General features: G+C 58.9%; 15 protein-coding genes. 4 read left to right on the top strand and 11 right to left on the bottom strand.

Features of this window, described 5'->3' with window-relative positions; genetic code table 11:
- Nucleotides 1-65: 65 nt before the first annotated feature.
- The 4 genes from MHZ89_RS17795 to ppiA form a co-directional block, all read right to left on the bottom strand.
- Nucleotides 66-641 (bottom strand): aminodeoxychorismate synthase component II, encoded by a 576-nt coding sequence (locus MHZ89_RS17795; RefSeq protein WP_311784108.1) that lies wholly within the window; start codon nt 639-641, stop codon nt 66-68.
- A 41-nt stretch (nt 642-682) separates the two neighbouring features.
- Nucleotides 683-1,279, bottom strand: coding sequence for a putative adenosine monophosphate-protein transferase Fic (locus MHZ89_RS17790; RefSeq protein ID WP_311784107.1), 597 nt, complete (start codon nt 1,277-1,279; stop codon nt 683-685).
- Nucleotides 1,266-1,448, bottom strand: a complete 183-nt coding sequence (locus MHZ89_RS17785) for a YhfG family protein (protein ID WP_311784106.1) — start codon at nt 1,446-1,448, stop codon at nt 1,266-1,268. The genes MHZ89_RS17790 and MHZ89_RS17785 overlap by 14 nt, the downstream gene beginning before the upstream one ends.
- Nucleotides 1,449-1,559: 111 nt before the next feature.
- A complete protein-coding gene (ppiA, locus tag MHZ89_RS17780; protein ID WP_311784105.1) occupies nt 1,560-2,132 on the bottom strand; it encodes a peptidylprolyl isomerase A in 573 nt (190 codons plus the stop codon).
- Nucleotides 2,133-2,394: 262 nt separating this feature from the next.
- Here ppiA and tsgA point away from each other — a divergent pair, with 262 nt between their 5' ends.
- The 4 genes from tsgA (at nt 2,395) to cysG (ending at nt 8,120) form a co-directional block, all read left to right on the top strand.
- Nucleotides 2,395-3,573 (top strand): MFS transporter TsgA, encoded by a 1,179-nt coding sequence (gene tsgA, locus MHZ89_RS17775; protein WP_120457391.1) that lies wholly within the window; start codon nt 2,395-2,397, stop codon nt 3,571-3,573.
- 232 nt (nt 3,574-3,805) lie between these two features.
- Nucleotides 3,806-6,346, top strand: a complete 2,541-nt coding sequence (nirB, locus tag MHZ89_RS17770; protein ID WP_311784104.1) for a nitrite reductase large subunit NirB — start codon at nt 3,806-3,808, stop codon at nt 6,344-6,346.
- Nucleotides 6,343-6,669, top strand: coding sequence for a nitrite reductase small subunit NirD (gene nirD / locus MHZ89_RS17765; protein ID WP_120457304.1), 327 nt, complete (start codon nt 6,343-6,345; stop codon nt 6,667-6,669). Before nirB ends, nirD begins: the two co-directional genes overlap by 4 nt.
- A gap of 86 nt (nt 6,670-6,755) precedes the next feature.
- Nucleotides 6,756-8,120, top strand: coding sequence for a siroheme synthase CysG (gene cysG / locus MHZ89_RS17760; RefSeq protein ID WP_311784103.1), 1,365 nt, complete (start codon nt 6,756-6,758; stop codon nt 8,118-8,120).
- Between the two features lie 134 nt (nt 8,121-8,254).
- Here the strand turns inward: cysG and trpS are convergent, their stop codons facing one another.
- From trpS to aroK, 7 genes are all read right to left on the bottom strand, one after another.
- Nucleotides 8,255-9,259, bottom strand: a complete 1,005-nt coding sequence (gene trpS / locus MHZ89_RS17755; protein ID WP_269949776.1) for a tryptophan--tRNA ligase — start codon at nt 9,257-9,259, stop codon at nt 8,255-8,257.
- 13 nt (nt 9,260-9,272) lie between these two features.
- Nucleotides 9,273-9,953, bottom strand: coding sequence for a phosphoglycolate phosphatase (locus MHZ89_RS17750; RefSeq protein WP_120457298.1), 681 nt, complete (start codon nt 9,951-9,953; stop codon nt 9,273-9,275).
- Nucleotides 9,937-10,620 (bottom strand): ribulose-phosphate 3-epimerase, encoded by a 684-nt coding sequence (gene rpe / locus MHZ89_RS17745; protein WP_126689796.1) that lies wholly within the window; start codon nt 10,618-10,620, stop codon nt 9,937-9,939. Before rpe ends, MHZ89_RS17750 begins: the two co-directional genes overlap by 17 nt.
- A gap of 66 nt (nt 10,621-10,686) precedes the next feature.
- Nucleotides 10,687-11,499 carry an adenine-specific DNA-methyltransferase gene (gene dam / locus MHZ89_RS17740; protein WP_311784102.1) on the bottom strand — a complete coding sequence of 271 codons (813 nt, stop codon included), beginning with the start codon at nt 11,497-11,499 and terminating at the stop codon, nt 10,687-10,689.
- Nucleotides 11,500-11,593: 94 nt separating this feature from the next.
- The gene (locus tag MHZ89_RS17735; protein WP_311784101.1) at nt 11,594-12,661 is read right to left on the bottom strand and encodes an SPOR domain-containing protein; all 1,068 of its coding nucleotides are present in this window, start codon (nt 12,659-12,661) and stop codon (nt 11,594-11,596) included.
- Between the two features lie 72 nt (nt 12,662-12,733).
- Nucleotides 12,734-13,822 (bottom strand): 3-dehydroquinate synthase, encoded by a 1,089-nt coding sequence (aroB, locus tag MHZ89_RS17730; protein ID WP_269949774.1) that lies wholly within the window; start codon nt 13,820-13,822, stop codon nt 12,734-12,736.
- A 38-nt stretch (nt 13,823-13,860) separates the two neighbouring features.
- The gene (gene aroK, locus MHZ89_RS17725; RefSeq protein WP_033753090.1) at nt 13,861-14,382 is read right to left on the bottom strand and encodes a shikimate kinase AroK; all 522 of its coding nucleotides are present in this window, start codon (nt 14,380-14,382) and stop codon (nt 13,861-13,863) included.
- Nucleotides 14,383-14,736 lie beyond the last annotated feature (354 nt).

Below are 14,736 nucleotides of genomic sequence, written 5' to 3'. Positions count from 1 at the left end.
TTGAGCCATAGTGAAATAATAATCACAAAATATGCATAATAAATCACCCAAAGGCAAACATAACTTCAGGATTCGAGAAAATTACGCAGCAGCTGGTGCCCCTGCTCGCTCAGAATACTTTCCGGATGAAACTGCACCCCTTCCAGCGCCAGCGCCTTGTGACGAAATCCCATAATCTCATCCGGCTCACCCTCTTTCAGGCTCCAGGCGGTGATTTCAAAGGCGTCAGGCAGAGAATCCCACGCCACAACCAGCGAGTGGTAGCGCGTGACGGTCAGCGGTTGATTGAGATTGCGGAACACGCCGCAGTTGGTGTGGGCGATAGCGGAGGTTTTGCCGTGCATCGCCTGGCGGGCGCGAACCACCTTCGCGCCGTAAGCCTGGGCGATCGCCTGATGACCCAGGCAGACGCCCAGCACCGGAATGCGTCCGGCGAAGTGGCGGATTGCCGCCATCGAAATACCTGACTCGTCGGGCGTACAGGGCCCCGGCGAAATAACCAGATGCGACAGCGGCAGCGCCGCCATCTCCTCCAGCGTGATGGCGTCGTTGCGCGCTACGCGCACCTGCGCGCCAAGCTCGCAAAAATACTGGTAAAGGTTCCAGGTAAAGGAGTCGTAGTTGTCGATTAGCAGCAGCATAGTCAGTCCAGACTGAGAAAACCGCCGCTATTCTACGCCTTTTACAGGCTGGCGCGACTCACGACGCAGGCGAATACTGCTTCCAGCGGCGCAAGGTCGCCGTCCGCGCCCGCCTGGTTAGCCTCTCGCCACTGCTGCTCCTCAACGTTCTGCCACTCCAGGAAATACCCGGCGTGCAGCGCGAGCTGTTCGAAGAAGATGCGCTGGGCGCGCCCGTTGCCTTCACGAAACGGATGCAGCATATGGATTTCGCAGTAGTAGTGCGCGATACGCGCCACGAAATCCTCCTGCTCCAGATTGCGCAGCCCCTCTTCCTCTTCCAGCGCGTCCATCAGCGTATTGCCCTCTTTTTCGATATATTCGAAATGGCAAAACGGCGTGTCGTCGCGCCAGATATCAATGGTGCGCAGCTCGCCCGCCCAGGCATAGACATCCTGAAACAGCGTGCGGTGAATATGGCGCAGGAAAGGAAGGCCGATAGTGGCTGGCCCCAGCTCCAGCGTGGCGAGACGCGCGGCGCTAAATGCCAGTTCCGCCTTACGCAGCTGCGCGGCGTCGTGGATTTCCAGCCGGTTTTTCAACACGTCATCGTTTTGCCACAGATAGGGATCGCGTGCGACGCTGCTATTCGGCACCATACTGCCTCCTCAGCGACTCGAGTCGCGCTTCAGCCGCGTCAGCCTGTTCGTAAGCGCTGGCTGGCTCTGCCAGCGTTAAGCCTTCCAGCCGGCAGCTTGCCTGATAACTGGCGACGCGCCGCTGTTGCCAGAGCGTATTTTTCTGTTTCTCGGTGAGTTTGTTTGCCATGCCGCCTCCTGCTCAGGGTTGTCCGCACTCTCGAAGCTGAGTATAGGAGCAAATTTTCCCTTTGCCGGAAGCGGGCAAGGCGACGCCGCCAGAGGATGGCGGCGCAAGAAGTTACGGCAGGACTTTAGCAGAGAGGATAACTACCGGTTTTACCGGCACATTTTGATAAGGGCCGACATCTTTGGTAGGAACCTGGGAAATTTTGTCGGCTACATCCATTCCTTTCACAATTTTACCAAAAACCGCGTAGCCGAAGTCACGCTGTCCATGATCGAGGAAAGCGTTATCAGCAACGTTAAGAAAGAACTGGCTGGTCGCGCTGTCTTTATCGGCGGTGCGCGCCATAGAGATGGTGCCGCGCAGGTTGCGCAGGCCGTTATCCGCTTCATTTTTGATCGGCGCGTTGGTCTGCTTCTGCTGCATGTCGGTAGTAAAACCGCCGCCCTGCACCATAAAGCCTGGGATCACGCGGTGAAAAATAGTGTTGTTGTAGAACCCGCTGTTAACGTAGTCGACGAAGTTTTTCACCGAAACCGGCGCTTTTTGATTATTCAGTTCGAGTTCGATATTACCGGCGGACGTCGTGAGCAGGACGTGCGTATCGCCTTTGGCGGCCAGCGCGGAGGCTGAAACGGAAGAGAGCGCAAACAGGGCGACCGCCGCTGTAAGAGTACGTTTAAACATGAAAGATTCCTTACCCTGGAGAGCAGTTTTTAACGAGACTGATTGTAAAGAGCATAAAATACAAGAGCCAGCGTTTTACCGTTATTTACGCACAGCCTGTTCAGGACGGAAAAAGCGCCTGCGCAAACGTTTTCGTGATACAAGTCACATTATGAATGAAATATGAAAGGTCATTTTCAGTCTTTATTTATTAAGATCACGCTTCCGTTTACACTTTCTGACAGTTTTATGCCGCCCCCTCTGTTTTTCACAGGTTCACAACATGACAAATCGTAATCGTATTGGGCTTACCTGGATAAGCTTTTTCTCGTACGCGCTGACCGGCGCGCTGGTGATCGTCACCGGCATGGTTATGGGCGATATCGCGAAGGATTTCCAGCTGCCGATTGAAAGTATGGGGAATACCTTTACCTTTCTGAACGCCGGCATTCTGGTCTCGGTTTTCCTTAACGCCTGGCTGATGGTTATCGTACCGCTGAAGCGCCAGCTGATTTTCGGCTTTATTCTGATGGTGCTGGCGGTGCTGGGTTTGATGACCAGCCGCGATCTCTCCGTCTTCTCGCTCTGTATGTTTGTACTGGGCGTGGTCAGCGGCATCACCATGTCGATCGGCACCTTCCTTATTACGCATATGTATGAAGGCCGTCAGCGCGGCTCGCGCCTGCTGTTTACCGACTCCTTCTTCAGCATGGCCGGTACGCTGTTTCCGGTTCTGGCTGGCATCCTGCTGGCGCGCGCGCTGCCCTGGTACTGGGTCTATGTCTGCATCGGCCTTATCTACGTTGCCATCTTCATCCTGACCCTGTGCGTCGAGTTCCCGGTGCTGCGCAAACCGGAAAACAGCCCGACGGTAGAGAAAGAGAAATGGGGCATCGGCGTCCTGTTCCTCGCTGTGGCCGCGCTCTGCTATATCCTCGGCCAGCTCGGATTTATCTCCTGGGTGCCTGAGTACGCCACGAAGACTATGGGCATGGATATCGCCAGCGCGGGCCAGCTGGTCGGCAACTTCTGGACCGCCTATATGGTCGGCATGTGGGTCTTCAGCTTCCTGCTGCGCTTCTTCGATCTGCAGCGCATTCTGATGGTGCTGGCCGGTCTGGCGACGCTGCTGATGTACTGGTTCGTCAGCGCCACGGACGCCAGCATGCTGCGCTGGGTGATTATGATCCTCGGCTTTAGCTCCAGCGCCATCTACACCACCATCATTACGCTCGGCTCGCTGCAGACTAAAGTCTCCTCGCCGAAGCTGGTGAACTTTATCCTCACCTGCGGCACCGTCGGCACCATGCTGACCTTCGTGGTGACCAGCCCCATCGTGAAGCAAGGCGGCGTCCATGCTGCGCTGCTGACGGCCAATGGACTCTATGCCGTCGTGTTCGTGATGTGCGTGCTGCTGGGCTTTGTTACCCGCCATCGCCAGCATGGCCATGCGATGCACTGATAACAAGATCGCTTAATAAGATTAAGGGCGGCGCTGGCCGCCCTTTTCTTTTCTGGCCGCCGCAAAAATGTGATCCAGCTCTTTTCTTAGTAGAACGAATAACTTACGAAAAATGATTCAGAAACAGACACATACCTCAAAATAGGTATACGAAAAGGCAATTGATATATATCAATATGGACTGAAAACGGCGCGCTATTGTAGCCTCAATTCCCGCAATTTTGAGGCAAGTATGAGCAAGCACAATGTCGTCGTTATCGGTAACGGCATGGTGGGGCATCGCTTTATTGAGGAACTGATCGACAAAGCCGAACCCGGCCAGTTCGCGTTAACCGTGTTCTGTGAAGAACCCCGCGTCGCCTATGACCGCGTCCACCTTTCCGCCTACTTCTCTCACCATACCGCCGAAGAACTCTCCCTGGTTCGCGAAGGCTACTATGAAAAACATCAGGTCAATCTGCTGCTGGGCGAACGCGCCATCACCATCAACCGTGAAGAGAAGCTGATCCACTCCAATACCGGCCGCGCCGTCCGCTACGATACGCTGATCTTCGCCACGGGCTCCTGGCCCTGGATCCCGCCGATCAAAGGCTCGGAAGGCGCGGACTGCTTCGTCTATCGCACCATTGAAGATCTCAACGCCATTGAAGCCTGCGCGCGCCGCAGCAAACGCGGCGCGGTAATCGGCGGCGGCCTGCTCGGTCTGGAAGCCGCAGGCGCGTTGAAAAACTTAGGCATTGAAACGCACGTAATTGAGTTCGCGCCGGTATTAATGGCCGAACAGCTCGACGTTCAGGGCGGCGAGCAGCTACGTCGTAAAATCGAAGAGATGGGCGTGCAGGTGCACACCAGCAAAAACACCCAGCAGATCGTGCATCATGCTGCGGGCGGCAAAACCCTGCAGTTTGCCGATGGCAGCGCGCTGGACGTCGACTTTATCGTCTTTTCCACCGGCATCCGTCCTCAGGACAAACTGGCGAAACAGTGCGGCCTGGCGATCGGCCAGCGCGGCGGCATCGCCGTAGACGACCGCTGCCGCACCAGCGATCCGGCAATTTACGCCATCGGCGAGTGCGCCGCATGGCAGAACCGCGTATTTGGTCTGGTCGCGCCGGGATATAAAATGGCGCAGGTGGCGAGCGATGCCTTAACCGGCCGCGACAGCACCTTCCAGGGCGCAGATATGAGTGCCAAACTCAAGCTGCTCGGCGTCGATGTCGGCGGCATCGGCGATGCCCACGGCCGTACGCCAGGGGCGCGCAGCTACGTCTGGCTGGATGAGAGCAGGTCGATCTACAAACGCCTGATCGTCAGCGAAGAGGGCAAAACTCTGCTCGGCGCAGTGCTGGTAGGCGATACCAGCGACTACGGCAATCTGCTGCAGTTTGTCCTTAACGCCATTCCGCTGCCGGAAAATCCGGAAGGTCTGATCCTGCCCGTCGGCAGTGGCGAAAAGCCGGTTATGGGCGTTGATTCGCTGCCGGAGAGCGCGCAGATTTGCTCCTGCTTCGACGTCAGCAAAGGCGACATCATCAAAGCGGTTCAGGGCGGTTGCCACACCGTGGCGGCGCTGAAGAGCGAAACGCGCGCGGGAACCGGCTGCGGCGGCTGCATTCCGCTGCTGACGCAGGTGCTGAACGCCGAGCTTAGCCGTCAGGGCATTGAGGTCAATAACCACCTTTGCGCCCATTTCCCCTACTCCCGTCAGGAGCTTTATCACCTGATTCGAGTCGAGGAGATTAAAAACTTCGACGCGCTGCTGGCAAAATATGGCGAAGGCTACGGCTGCGAAGTCTGCAAACCTACGGTAGCTTCGCTGCTGGCCTCCTGCTGGAACGACTTTGTGCTTGCGCCGCAGCATACGCCGCTACAGGACAGCAACGATCTCTTCCTCGGCAATATCCAGAAAGATGGCACCTATTCCGTTATTCCACGTTCGCCCGGCGGCGAAATCACGCCGCAGGGTCTTAAAGTGATTGGCGAGGTTGCTGAGCGCTACAGCCTTTACACCAAAATCACCGGCTCGCAGCGCATCGGCCTGTTCGGCGCGCAGAAAGACGATCTGCCCGCCATCTGGTCGCAGCTTATCGCCGCAGGCTTTGAGACCGGTCAGGCCTACGCTAAAGCGCTGCGCATGGCGAAAACCTGCGTCGGCAGCGCCTGGTGTCGTTACGGCGTCGGCGACAGCCTCGGCTTCGGCATCGCGCTGGAGAATCGCTATAAAGGCATCCGCACGCCGCACAAAATGAAGTTCGGCGTCTCTGGCTGTACGCGCGAATGCGCCGAAGCGCAGGGCAAAGATGTCGGCGTTATCGCCACGGAAAAAGGCTGGAACCTCTACGTTTGCGGCAACGGCGGCATGAAGCCGCGCCACGCCGATCTGCTGGCGGCCGATCTCGACGGCGACACGCTGATCGCTTATCTGGATCGCTTTATGATGTTCTACATCCGCACCGGGGACAGGCTGCAGCGCACCTCGCTGTGGCTGGAGAGCCTTGAGGGCGGCATCGACTATCTGCGCAGCGTGATTATCGACGACAAACTGGGCATTAACAGCAAGCTGGAGGCGGAGCTGAGCGAGCTGCGCGCCCGCGCCCGCTGCGAGTGGAAAGAAGCGGTGGAAGATCCCGCCCAGCAGGCGCGTTTCGCCCACTTTATCAACGCGCCGCTGCGCGATCCCAACGTGCAGATGGTCGCCGAGCGCAGCCAGCATCGTCCGGCGCGGCCGGAAGAGCGCATTGCCGTTACCCTGATTGAGGAGAGCGAAGTATGAGCCAGTGGACGCCCGTCTGCGATCTGGAGCAAATCCTGCCAGCCACCGGCGTATGCGCGCTGGTGAATAACCAGCAGATCGCTATTTTCCGCCCGCGTCAGGACAGCGAGCTGTTCGCCATCAGCAACATCGATCCCTTTGCGCAGGCCAGCGTGCTGTCGCGCGGCATTATCGCCGAGCATGAAGAGAGCCTCTGGGTAGCCAGCCCGCTGAAGAAGCAGCGTTTTCGCCTCAGCGACGGCTACTGTATGGAGGATGCGTCGCGCTCCGTCGCCGCTTTTCCGGTACGGGTAAACGCAGGCAAAGTCGAAGTGTGCGCCTGAACCGACCTCTCTCCTGATGCTATGCTACGCTGCCGACGCCCTGCGCGCCGGCAGCCCGCCTTCCTCTCTCGCTTTCAGGACGCTCTATGGACTACTTTCCTCTTTTTTGCCGCCTGCAGGGCAAACGCTGTTTGCTGGTGGGCGGCGGCGACGTTGCTGAGCGCAAAGCGCGGCTGCTGCTCTCTGCCGGCGCCGATCTGTACGTCGGCGCGCTGCACTTCTCCTCTGCGTTCCGTCAGTGGGCCGACAGCGGTGAGATAACGCCGATCTCAGGCGCATTTAGCGACGCATGGCTGGACAGGTGCTGGCTGGTGGTCGCCGCCACCGATGACGATGCGGTGAATCAGCAGGTGGCGCAGGCCGCCGAAGCGCGTCGCATTTTCTGTAATCTGGTGGATGCCCCAGAACAGGCCAGCGCCATTATGCCATCAGTTATCGATCGTTCGCCGCTGATGGTGGCGGTCTCTTCCGGCGGGCGCGCGCCGGTACTGGCCCGCCTGCTGCGTGAAAAAATCGAGGCGCTGCTGCCGCAGCATCTTGGTCAGCTGGCGTCGCTGGCGGGCACGCTGCGCACGCGCGTCAGACAGCGTTTCGCCTCTATGGCGCAGCGCCGCTATTTCTGGGAGCGTTTCTTTACCAGCGACAGGCTGGCGCAGACGCTGGCTAACGGCGACGGCGCGCGCGCGACGCAGATGGTCGATTCACTCTTCAGCGACGCGCTGCCCGCGCAGGGCGAAGTAACGCTGGTGGGTGCCGGGCCGGGCGACGCCGGGCTGCTGACGCTGAAAGGGCTACAGCAGATCCAGCAGGCTGATGTGATTGTGTATGACCGGCTGGTTTCAGAGGAGATCCTTAACCTGGTGCGTCGCGATGCGGAGCGGATTTTTGTCGGCAAGCGTGCCGGACATCACTGCGTGCCTCAGGCGCAGATTAACCAGCTGCTGCTGGAACAGGCGCAGCGCGGCAAGCGCGTCGTGCGGCTGAAAGGCGGCGATCCCTTTATTTTCGGGCGCGGCGGCGAGGAGCTGGAGATCCTGGCGCAGCATCAGATACCGTTCAGCGTGGTGCCGGGCGTGACGGCGGCGTCAGGCTGCTCGGCCTACAGCGGCATTCCGCTGACCCACCGCGACCATGCGCAGAGCGTACGGCTGGTGACGGGTCATCTGCAGCAGGAAAACGCGCTGGAGTGGGAAAAACTGGCCGCCGAGCAGCAGACGCTGGTGTTTTATATGGGGCTGACGCAGGCGCCGCATATTCAGCAGCAGCTAATGCGTCACGGTATGCGCGCGGATATGCCGGTAGCGCTGGTGGAAAACGGCACCAGCACGCGACAGCGCGTAGTGACGGGCACGCTGGAGCGGCTCAGCGACCTGGCGCAACAGGTTGAGAGCCCGTCGTTGATTATTATCGGCAGCGTGGTTTCGCTGCGCGATCGGCTGCGCTGGTTTTAAGCGGAAGAGATAAAAACGGCGGCCGAGAGCCGCCGTATCGAGAAGTTTTGCGCAGGATACTGACGCAGGCGAAAGGGTTTGTCCTGCGTTCTGAAAGGACGGCGTAATTGCCGTCCTTGTATTTTTTTATGGTCTCAGGGCGCAGCAACAAAGCCGATCGCTTCGTAGACCTTCTTCAGCGTCTCCTGTGCACGCGCACGCGCTTTCTGCGCGCCGTCGCGCATCACTTGCTCCAGGAAGGCTTCATCGTTGCGGTAGCGGTTGTAACGCTCCTGCAGCTCAGAGAGCATGCCCGATACCGCATCCGCCACGGCGCCCTTCAGGTGGCCATACATCTTGCCTTCGAACTCCGCTTCCAGCTCGGCAATAGTTTTGCCGGTCACGCCCGACAAGATATCCAGCAGGTTCGACACCCCGGCCTTCTCCTTGACGTCGTAACGCACCACTGGCGGCTCTTCGGAGTCGGTAACGGCGCGTTTGATTTTCTTCACCACCGACTTCGGATCTTCCAGCAGGCCGATAACGTTATTGCGGTTATCGTCCGATTTGGACATCTTACGGGTCGGCTCCAGCAGCGACATTACGCGCGCGCCAGATTTCGGGATAAAAGGCTCAGGCACGCGGAAAATATCGCCGTAGATGGCGTTAAAGCGCTGTGCGATATCGCGGCTCAGCTCAAGGTGCTGCTTCTGGTCTTCGCCTACCGGCACCTGATTGGTCTGATAAAGCAGGATATCCGCCGCCATCAGCACCGGGTAATCAAACAGACCCGCGTTAATGTTCTCTTCGTAGCGAGCCGATTTATCCTTGAACTGAGTCATGCGGCTCAGCTCGCCGAAATAGGCGTAACAGTTCAGCACCCAGCTCAGCTGAGCGTGCTCCGGTACGTGCGACTGCACGAAAATGGTGCTCTTGCTGGGATCGATGCCGCAGGCGAGATAGAGCGCCAGCGTGTCCAGCGTCGCCTTGCGCAGCGCCGTCGGATCCTGACGAACGGTGATAGCGTGCAGATCGACGATGCAGTAAATGCAGTGGAAATCGTCCTGCATCTGCACCCACTGACGCAGCGCACCCATATAGTTGCCAATGGTAAGTTCGCCGGACGGCTGTGCGCCGCTGAAAACAATGGGTTTGCTCATACTTGTGTCCTGATTAGTGCAGCCCGAGAAGGGGCAAAAGTTCATCAAAAGAGTCGAGAGTCAAGTCAGGGTTGCTGCCGGAAATCGGCTCGCCGTAGTTATAGCCATAGGTCATGGCGACGTTCGGCACCCCAGCGGCCTGGGCCGCCTGAATATCGTTGCGTGAATCGCCGACGAACAAAAGCTGATTCGGCAGCACGCCGAAGCGGCCCAGCACCAGGAAAATCGCGGCCGGGTGCGGTTTCTTTACGATCACGTCATCGCCGCCGATGATCAGCGTAAAGGCTTCGGCGATGCCCAGCGACGCCAGCAGCGGCGCGACGAAAGGCGTCGGCTTATTGGTGACGATCGCCATCGGCAAGCCTTTGGCATGCAGCGCCAGCAGCGTCTCTCTTACCTGCGGAAAGAGCGTGCTGCCCGCCTCCACCGTACTGGCGTAATGTTTGTCGAACAGCGCGCGCGCGTCGCGCTGCTCATCGGGCTGCGGCGCGCGGCCCAGCGCCCAGGTCAGCGCGCGCGACATCATCACATCCGCGCCGTTGCCGATCCAGGTAGAGGCGCGCTCTACGCCCGCGGGCGGCAGCTGTAAATCCGCCAGCGCGTGGTCGATAGCCTGCGCCAGCCCTGGCGCGCTGTGCACCAGCGTACCGTCAAGATCGAACGCCAGCGCGCGGATATCAGTGAAATGAGCCATTAACCTTCTCCAGTTCGTGCCGCATTTCATCAATCACTTTCTTGTAGTCGGGATGGCCGAAAATCGCCGAACCGGCAACGAACATATCCGCCCCTGCCGCGGCGATCTGCGCGATGTTGTCAATTTTTACGCCGCCGTCCACTTCCAGCCGAATATTGTAGCCGCCGTGATCGATGCGCCTGCGCGCTTCACGCAGCTTATCCAGCGTACCGGGAATAAAGGACTGGCCGCCGAAGCCAGGATTGACTGACATAATCAGGATCACGTCGAGCTTATCCATCACGTAATCGAGATAGCTCAGCGGCGTCGCGGGGTTAAATACCATGCCTGCTTTGCAGCCGTGTTCTTTAATCAGCTGCAGCGTGCGGTCAACGTGTTCGCTCGCTTCGGGATGAAAAGTGATATAGCTGGCGCCTGCTTTGGCGAACTCCGGAATCAGCGCATCGACCGGCTTAACCATCAGATGCACGTCTATCGGCGCGGTAATGCCGTAGTCGCGCAGCGCTTTCAGCACCATCGGCCCCATCGTCAGATTGGGAACATAGTGGTTGTCCATCACGTCGAAATGCACCACGTCGCCGCCAGCGGCTAACGCTTTTGCGGTATCTTCACCAAGGCGGGCAAAATCCGCCGAGAGGATTGAAGGGGCCAGCAAATATTGTTTCATCCGATTCTCCCAATGTTGTGCGCCAGCCTTGCGGCTAACGTAATGCCTGGTCGCGGACGAAACAGACTAGCAGTAAAGTGCCAGCAGTTCGTCGACCTGTGTGCGACCCGTTATGCTCCGACTGATAGAACGCCGAGCTTTAACCACATGTAAGACTGCATCCTGATACCAGAGACGCGTCAGCGCGGTATCGTGATTAGAGATCAGAACCGGTATGCGGCTCTCCAGCGCCAGCCGCGACGCCAGCTCCGCAAGATGCTGCTGCTCCCGCAGGCTAAAGCTGTTGGTGTGGTAGGCCGTAAAATTGGCCGTTGCCGACAGCGGCGCATAGGGCGGATCGCAATAGACCACCGAACCCGCCTGCGCGTTAGTCAGGGTAACATCGTACGATTCGCAGACAAAGGTCGCCTTTTGCGCCCGCTCAGCAAACCATAGCAGTTCAGCCTCAGGAAAATAGGGCTTGCGGTAGCGGCCAAAGGGCACGTTGAACTCGCCGCGCAGATTATAGCGACATAAGCCGTTGTAACCGTGGCGGTTAAGATAGAGAAACAGCAGCGCGCGCTCATAGGCGTCGCGGCTGGCGTTAAAGGCGGTGCGGCGCAGGTAATAGCACTCCGACGTATTGCCTTCCGGCGAGAAGAGCCGACGCGCATCCTCGATAAACGCCGCGCTGCGGTCTTTAACGATGTTATAGAGGTTAATCAGGTCGCTGTTGATATCCGCCAGATGGTAGCGCTCATAGTCGGTGTTGAGAAACACCGAACCCGCGCCGACAAATGGCTCAATCAGGCAGTCGCCTTGCGGCAGATGGCGACGGATATCCTCCATCAGAGGGTATTTGCCTCCTGCCCATTTCAGGAAAGCGCGATTTTTCTTCATGCTGTCGTGGTTATACATCTTATTGTGGAGCTGTGGCGGACCGACAGCAGAACGGCGCTTATCAACGGGGCCGGATTAACCGGCCCCACATGGTTTACTGGCTGGCTTCTTTTTTAACCTGGCTCACGGGCTTCACCCAGGGATTTTGCGCGCGTACTTCAGCGGGCAGCGAGGCGACGGCGCGTCGGGCGTCCGCCGAGGTCGCGTAAGATCCGCTCACCAGCACGTACCACGGCTGGCCGTTGCGGGTGGTTTTGTAGACGTGATAGCCGCTGAGATTTTGTTTCTTCGCCCAGGCGTTCAGGCTTTCTGCGCGCGAAGCGCCGCTCAGCTGTAGCGTATAGTTGCCGCCCGGCACCGACTTGCCTGCTGCGCTGCTGCTGGCTGTTGCGCTGCTGCTGGATGCCGCGCCGTTGCCGCTTGTCGTGCCGCTAAGGGCAGGACGCGCTGGCGTGGTATGGGTGCGGCTTTCGCTAACCGCCGGGCGGCTGGCAGCGGCGGATTTATGCGCCGGTTCGCGTGAGACATGCGGCTGCGCTGCAGGGCGCGGCGTGGTCGGACGCGTCGCCGCAGGCGCGCTAATGCTGTTGCCAGCGCTACCGCTGACGGTCGCCGGTGCAGTCGGCAGCGAGCTGCCGCCCTGTGCGGCGTTATCAACCTGCTGCTGCTGATTGCTCAGCGCGCTGTTGAGGTCGCCAGGCAAGGTGACGCGCTGCTGACTGGCGGGCGCCTCCACTGGCGCTGCCTGAGTCGGCGTAGAGGAGACCGGCGGCATAGAGATGTCGCGCGGCGCGCTGCTACTGGCTGGCGCGCTGCCATCGGTTGGCGCGTTGCCTGTGGCTGCGCCTTCCGTCGGCGCCGTCTGGCCGCCGCTCATGGTGGTCGAGCCGGAAAGATCGATACTCTTTTCGCCGCCGTTGCTGCCGGAGGACGCCGGTGCGTTATTCGCGCCGTTGCCTGCGGCCGGTTTGCTCTCATCGGGGCCTTTCAGCGCCGATCCAATGCCAAGCACCAGCAGCAGCAACACCAGAATGCCGATGCCCATCATCATATGCTGGCGCGAAACCGGCACTTTAGGTGCAGAAGCCGTCTTACGCGGGCGCGAGGGACGGCGGTCGCTGGCGTCAGGTTTTAACTCGTCTTCCGGTTTAAACTCATCCATTTTGCCTCCTCCGTAAAGCGGCATTCGGCCATACGCACCCCGCGCGCCGCGTCACCACTTAACTGCTTATATTCAGGGTTTCTGACAGTCGTTAATCGCAGCCAGCACCATATCATGCGCCACGCCGCCGCGCACTTCGGAGCGGCCTAACGCCAGCGGCAGCACCAGCCGCAGCTCGCCGCCCAGCACCTTTTTGTCGCGCAGCATATGCGGCAGATAATCTTCCGCCTTCATGCTCTCCGGGCCGTGTACCGGCAGGCCCGCGCGCTGCAACAGCGTGATGATGCGCTGCGTGTCGGCCTCGCTGAACTGACCCAGACGCTGCGCCGTACGCGCCGCCATGACCATGCCCGCCGCGACGGCTTCGCCGTGCAGCCAGTTGCCGTAGCCCATGTGCGCCTCGATGGCGTGGCCGAAGGTGTGCCCCAGATTCAGCAGCGCGCGCTGGCCATGTTCATGCTCATCCGCCGCGACGACCTCTGCCTTAAGCTCACAGCAGCGGCGAATGCACCAGGCTGTCGCCTGTTCATCCAGCGCCAGCAGCGCATCGAGATTTTGCTCCAGCCAGCTAAAGAAATCGCCGTCCAGAATAATGCCGTACTTGATCACTTCCGCCAGGCCTGAAGCCAGCTCGCGCGGCGGCAGCGTACGCAGGCAGTCAGTATCGATCACTACCGATGCGGGCTGGTAGAAGGCGCCGATCATGTTTTTGCCTAACGGGTGGTTAACGGCCGTTTTGCCGCCGACCGATGAATCGACCTGCGACAGCAGCGTGGTGGGCACCTGAATAAAGCGCACGCCGCGCTGATAGCTGGCGGCCGCAAAGCCGGTAAGATCGCCGATCACGCCGCCCCCCAGCGCAATAAGCGTGGTGTCGCGGCCGTGCGGCTTTTGTAGTAACGCGGTAAAGACCTCATCCATCACAGCCAGCGTTTTGTACTGCTCGCCGTCGGGTAGAATCACCTGATCCACTTTGACGCCCGCAGCCGTCAGCAGCGCCGAGAGCTTTTCAAGATAGAGCGGCTCCAGCGTCTGGTTGGTGACCAGCATCGCGTTATCACCCGCTTTCAGCGGCCAAAAAGAAGCCGGATCCTTGAACAGTCCGGCGGCAATGGTGATGGGATAGCTACGCTCTCCCAGTGAGACGGTGATCTTCTCCATGATGCTCGATACCTGTTACTGAGCCTTTCGGCATTAGATCAGTTTTTTTCTAACATGTGGATAATCTGGTTGGCCACCACTTTCGCACTTTGATCGTCAGTACGAATGGTGACATCCGCGATCTCTTCATAGAGCGGGTTGCGCTCGCCCGCCAGCGCTTCAAGCACTTCACGCGGCGGCGAATCAACCTGCAGCAGCGGGCGCTTTTTATCGCGCTGCGTGCGTGCCAGCTGTTTCTCAATGGTGGTTTCAAGATACACCACGACACCGCGGGCGGAGAGACGATTGCGTGTTTCCCGAGATTTGACGGAACCGCCGCCGGTCGCCAGGACAATGCCCTGCTTCTCGGTCAGCTCGTTAATGATTTTTTCTTCGCGGTCACGAAATCCAGCTTCGCCCTCGACGTCAAATACCCAGCCCACATCCGCTCCGGTACGTCGCTCAATTTCCTGATCGGAATCGAAAAATTCCATATTGAGTTGCTGAGCTAACTGACGACCAATAGTGCTTTTGCCGGCACCCATCGGCCCAACCAGAAAGATATTGCGTTTCTCTGCCATTTTGTCGGTATTACTAAGAATTCGTTGATGATACCCCGCGTTCAGCGATATCGCTGGCGGGACAGGAACTGAGACCTCATGAGCGTTAGCAAGAGTCAGACGAAAAATTATCTCAACACTCAAGGGCGTTTGGCAACCGAATAAATCGCGCCCGGCATTCCCCTTGCGGGACCGGTGTGCGATATGCGAAACGATGCGCATTAGCGCTGCGCTTTTTACGCGCCGCCTTCAGGAGAGATATCTGACCCTGACGGATACGCGCCGTCGGGACGGTTACAGCGTTCTAAAAATCGCTAAACCTTGTATGCTAATTCCAGTCCTGCGTCAACGCAGTTGGCACTACGGAGCGCATTT

The organism is Pantoea sp. ACRSB (genome assembly GCF_022346905.1).
GTDB lineage: Bacteria > Pseudomonadota > Gammaproteobacteria > Enterobacterales > Enterobacteriaceae > Pantoea > Pantoea piersonii.
Note: the sequence above shows the minus strand (reverse complement) of the source record. Positions and strands in the feature narration are given on the sequence as shown.

Bases quoted from the DNA above. Each gene is read 5' to 3' on its own strand.
- MHZ89_RS17795 (WP_311784108.1), bottom strand. From the start codon at position 641: ATGCTGCTGCTAATCGACAACTACGACTCCTTTACCTGGAACCTTTAC.
- MHZ89_RS17790 (WP_311784107.1), bottom strand. From the start codon at position 1,279: ATGGTGCCGAATAGCAGCGTCGCACGCGATCCCTATCTGTGGCAAAAC.
- MHZ89_RS17785 (WP_311784106.1), bottom strand. From the start codon at position 1,448: ATGGCAAACAAACTCACCGAGAAACAGAAAAATACGCTCTGGCAACAG.
- ppiA (WP_311784105.1), bottom strand. From the start codon at position 2,132: ATGTTTAAACGTACTCTTACAGCGGCGGTCGCCCTGTTTGCGCTCTCT.
- tsgA (WP_120457391.1), top strand. From the start codon at position 2,395: ATGACAAATCGTAATCGTATTGGGCTTACCTGGATAAGCTTTTTCTCG.
- nirB (WP_311784104.1), top strand. From the start codon at position 3,806: ATGAGCAAGCACAATGTCGTCGTTATCGGTAACGGCATGGTGGGGCAT.
- nirD (WP_120457304.1), top strand. From the start codon at position 6,343: ATGAGCCAGTGGACGCCCGTCTGCGATCTGGAGCAAATCCTGCCAGCC.
- cysG (WP_311784103.1), top strand. From the start codon at position 6,756: ATGGACTACTTTCCTCTTTTTTGCCGCCTGCAGGGCAAACGCTGTTTG.
- trpS (WP_269949776.1), bottom strand. From the start codon at position 9,259: ATGAGCAAACCCATTGTTTTCAGCGGCGCACAGCCGTCCGGCGAACTT.
- MHZ89_RS17750 (WP_120457298.1), bottom strand. From the start codon at position 9,953: ATGGCTCATTTCACTGATATCCGCGCGCTGGCGTTCGATCTTGACGGT.
- rpe (WP_126689796.1), bottom strand. From the start codon at position 10,620: ATGAAACAATATTTGCTGGCCCCTTCAATCCTCTCGGCGGATTTTGCC.
- dam (WP_311784102.1), bottom strand. From the start codon at position 11,499: ATGAAGAAAAATCGCGCTTTCCTGAAATGGGCAGGAGGCAAATACCCT.
- MHZ89_RS17735 (WP_311784101.1), bottom strand. From the start codon at position 12,661: ATGGATGAGTTTAAACCGGAAGACGAGTTAAAACCTGACGCCAGCGAC.
- aroB (WP_269949774.1), bottom strand. From the start codon at position 13,822: ATGGAGAAGATCACCGTCTCACTGGGAGAGCGTAGCTATCCCATCACC.
- aroK (WP_033753090.1), bottom strand. From the start codon at position 14,382: ATGGCAGAGAAACGCAATATCTTTCTGGTTGGGCCGATGGGTGCCGGC.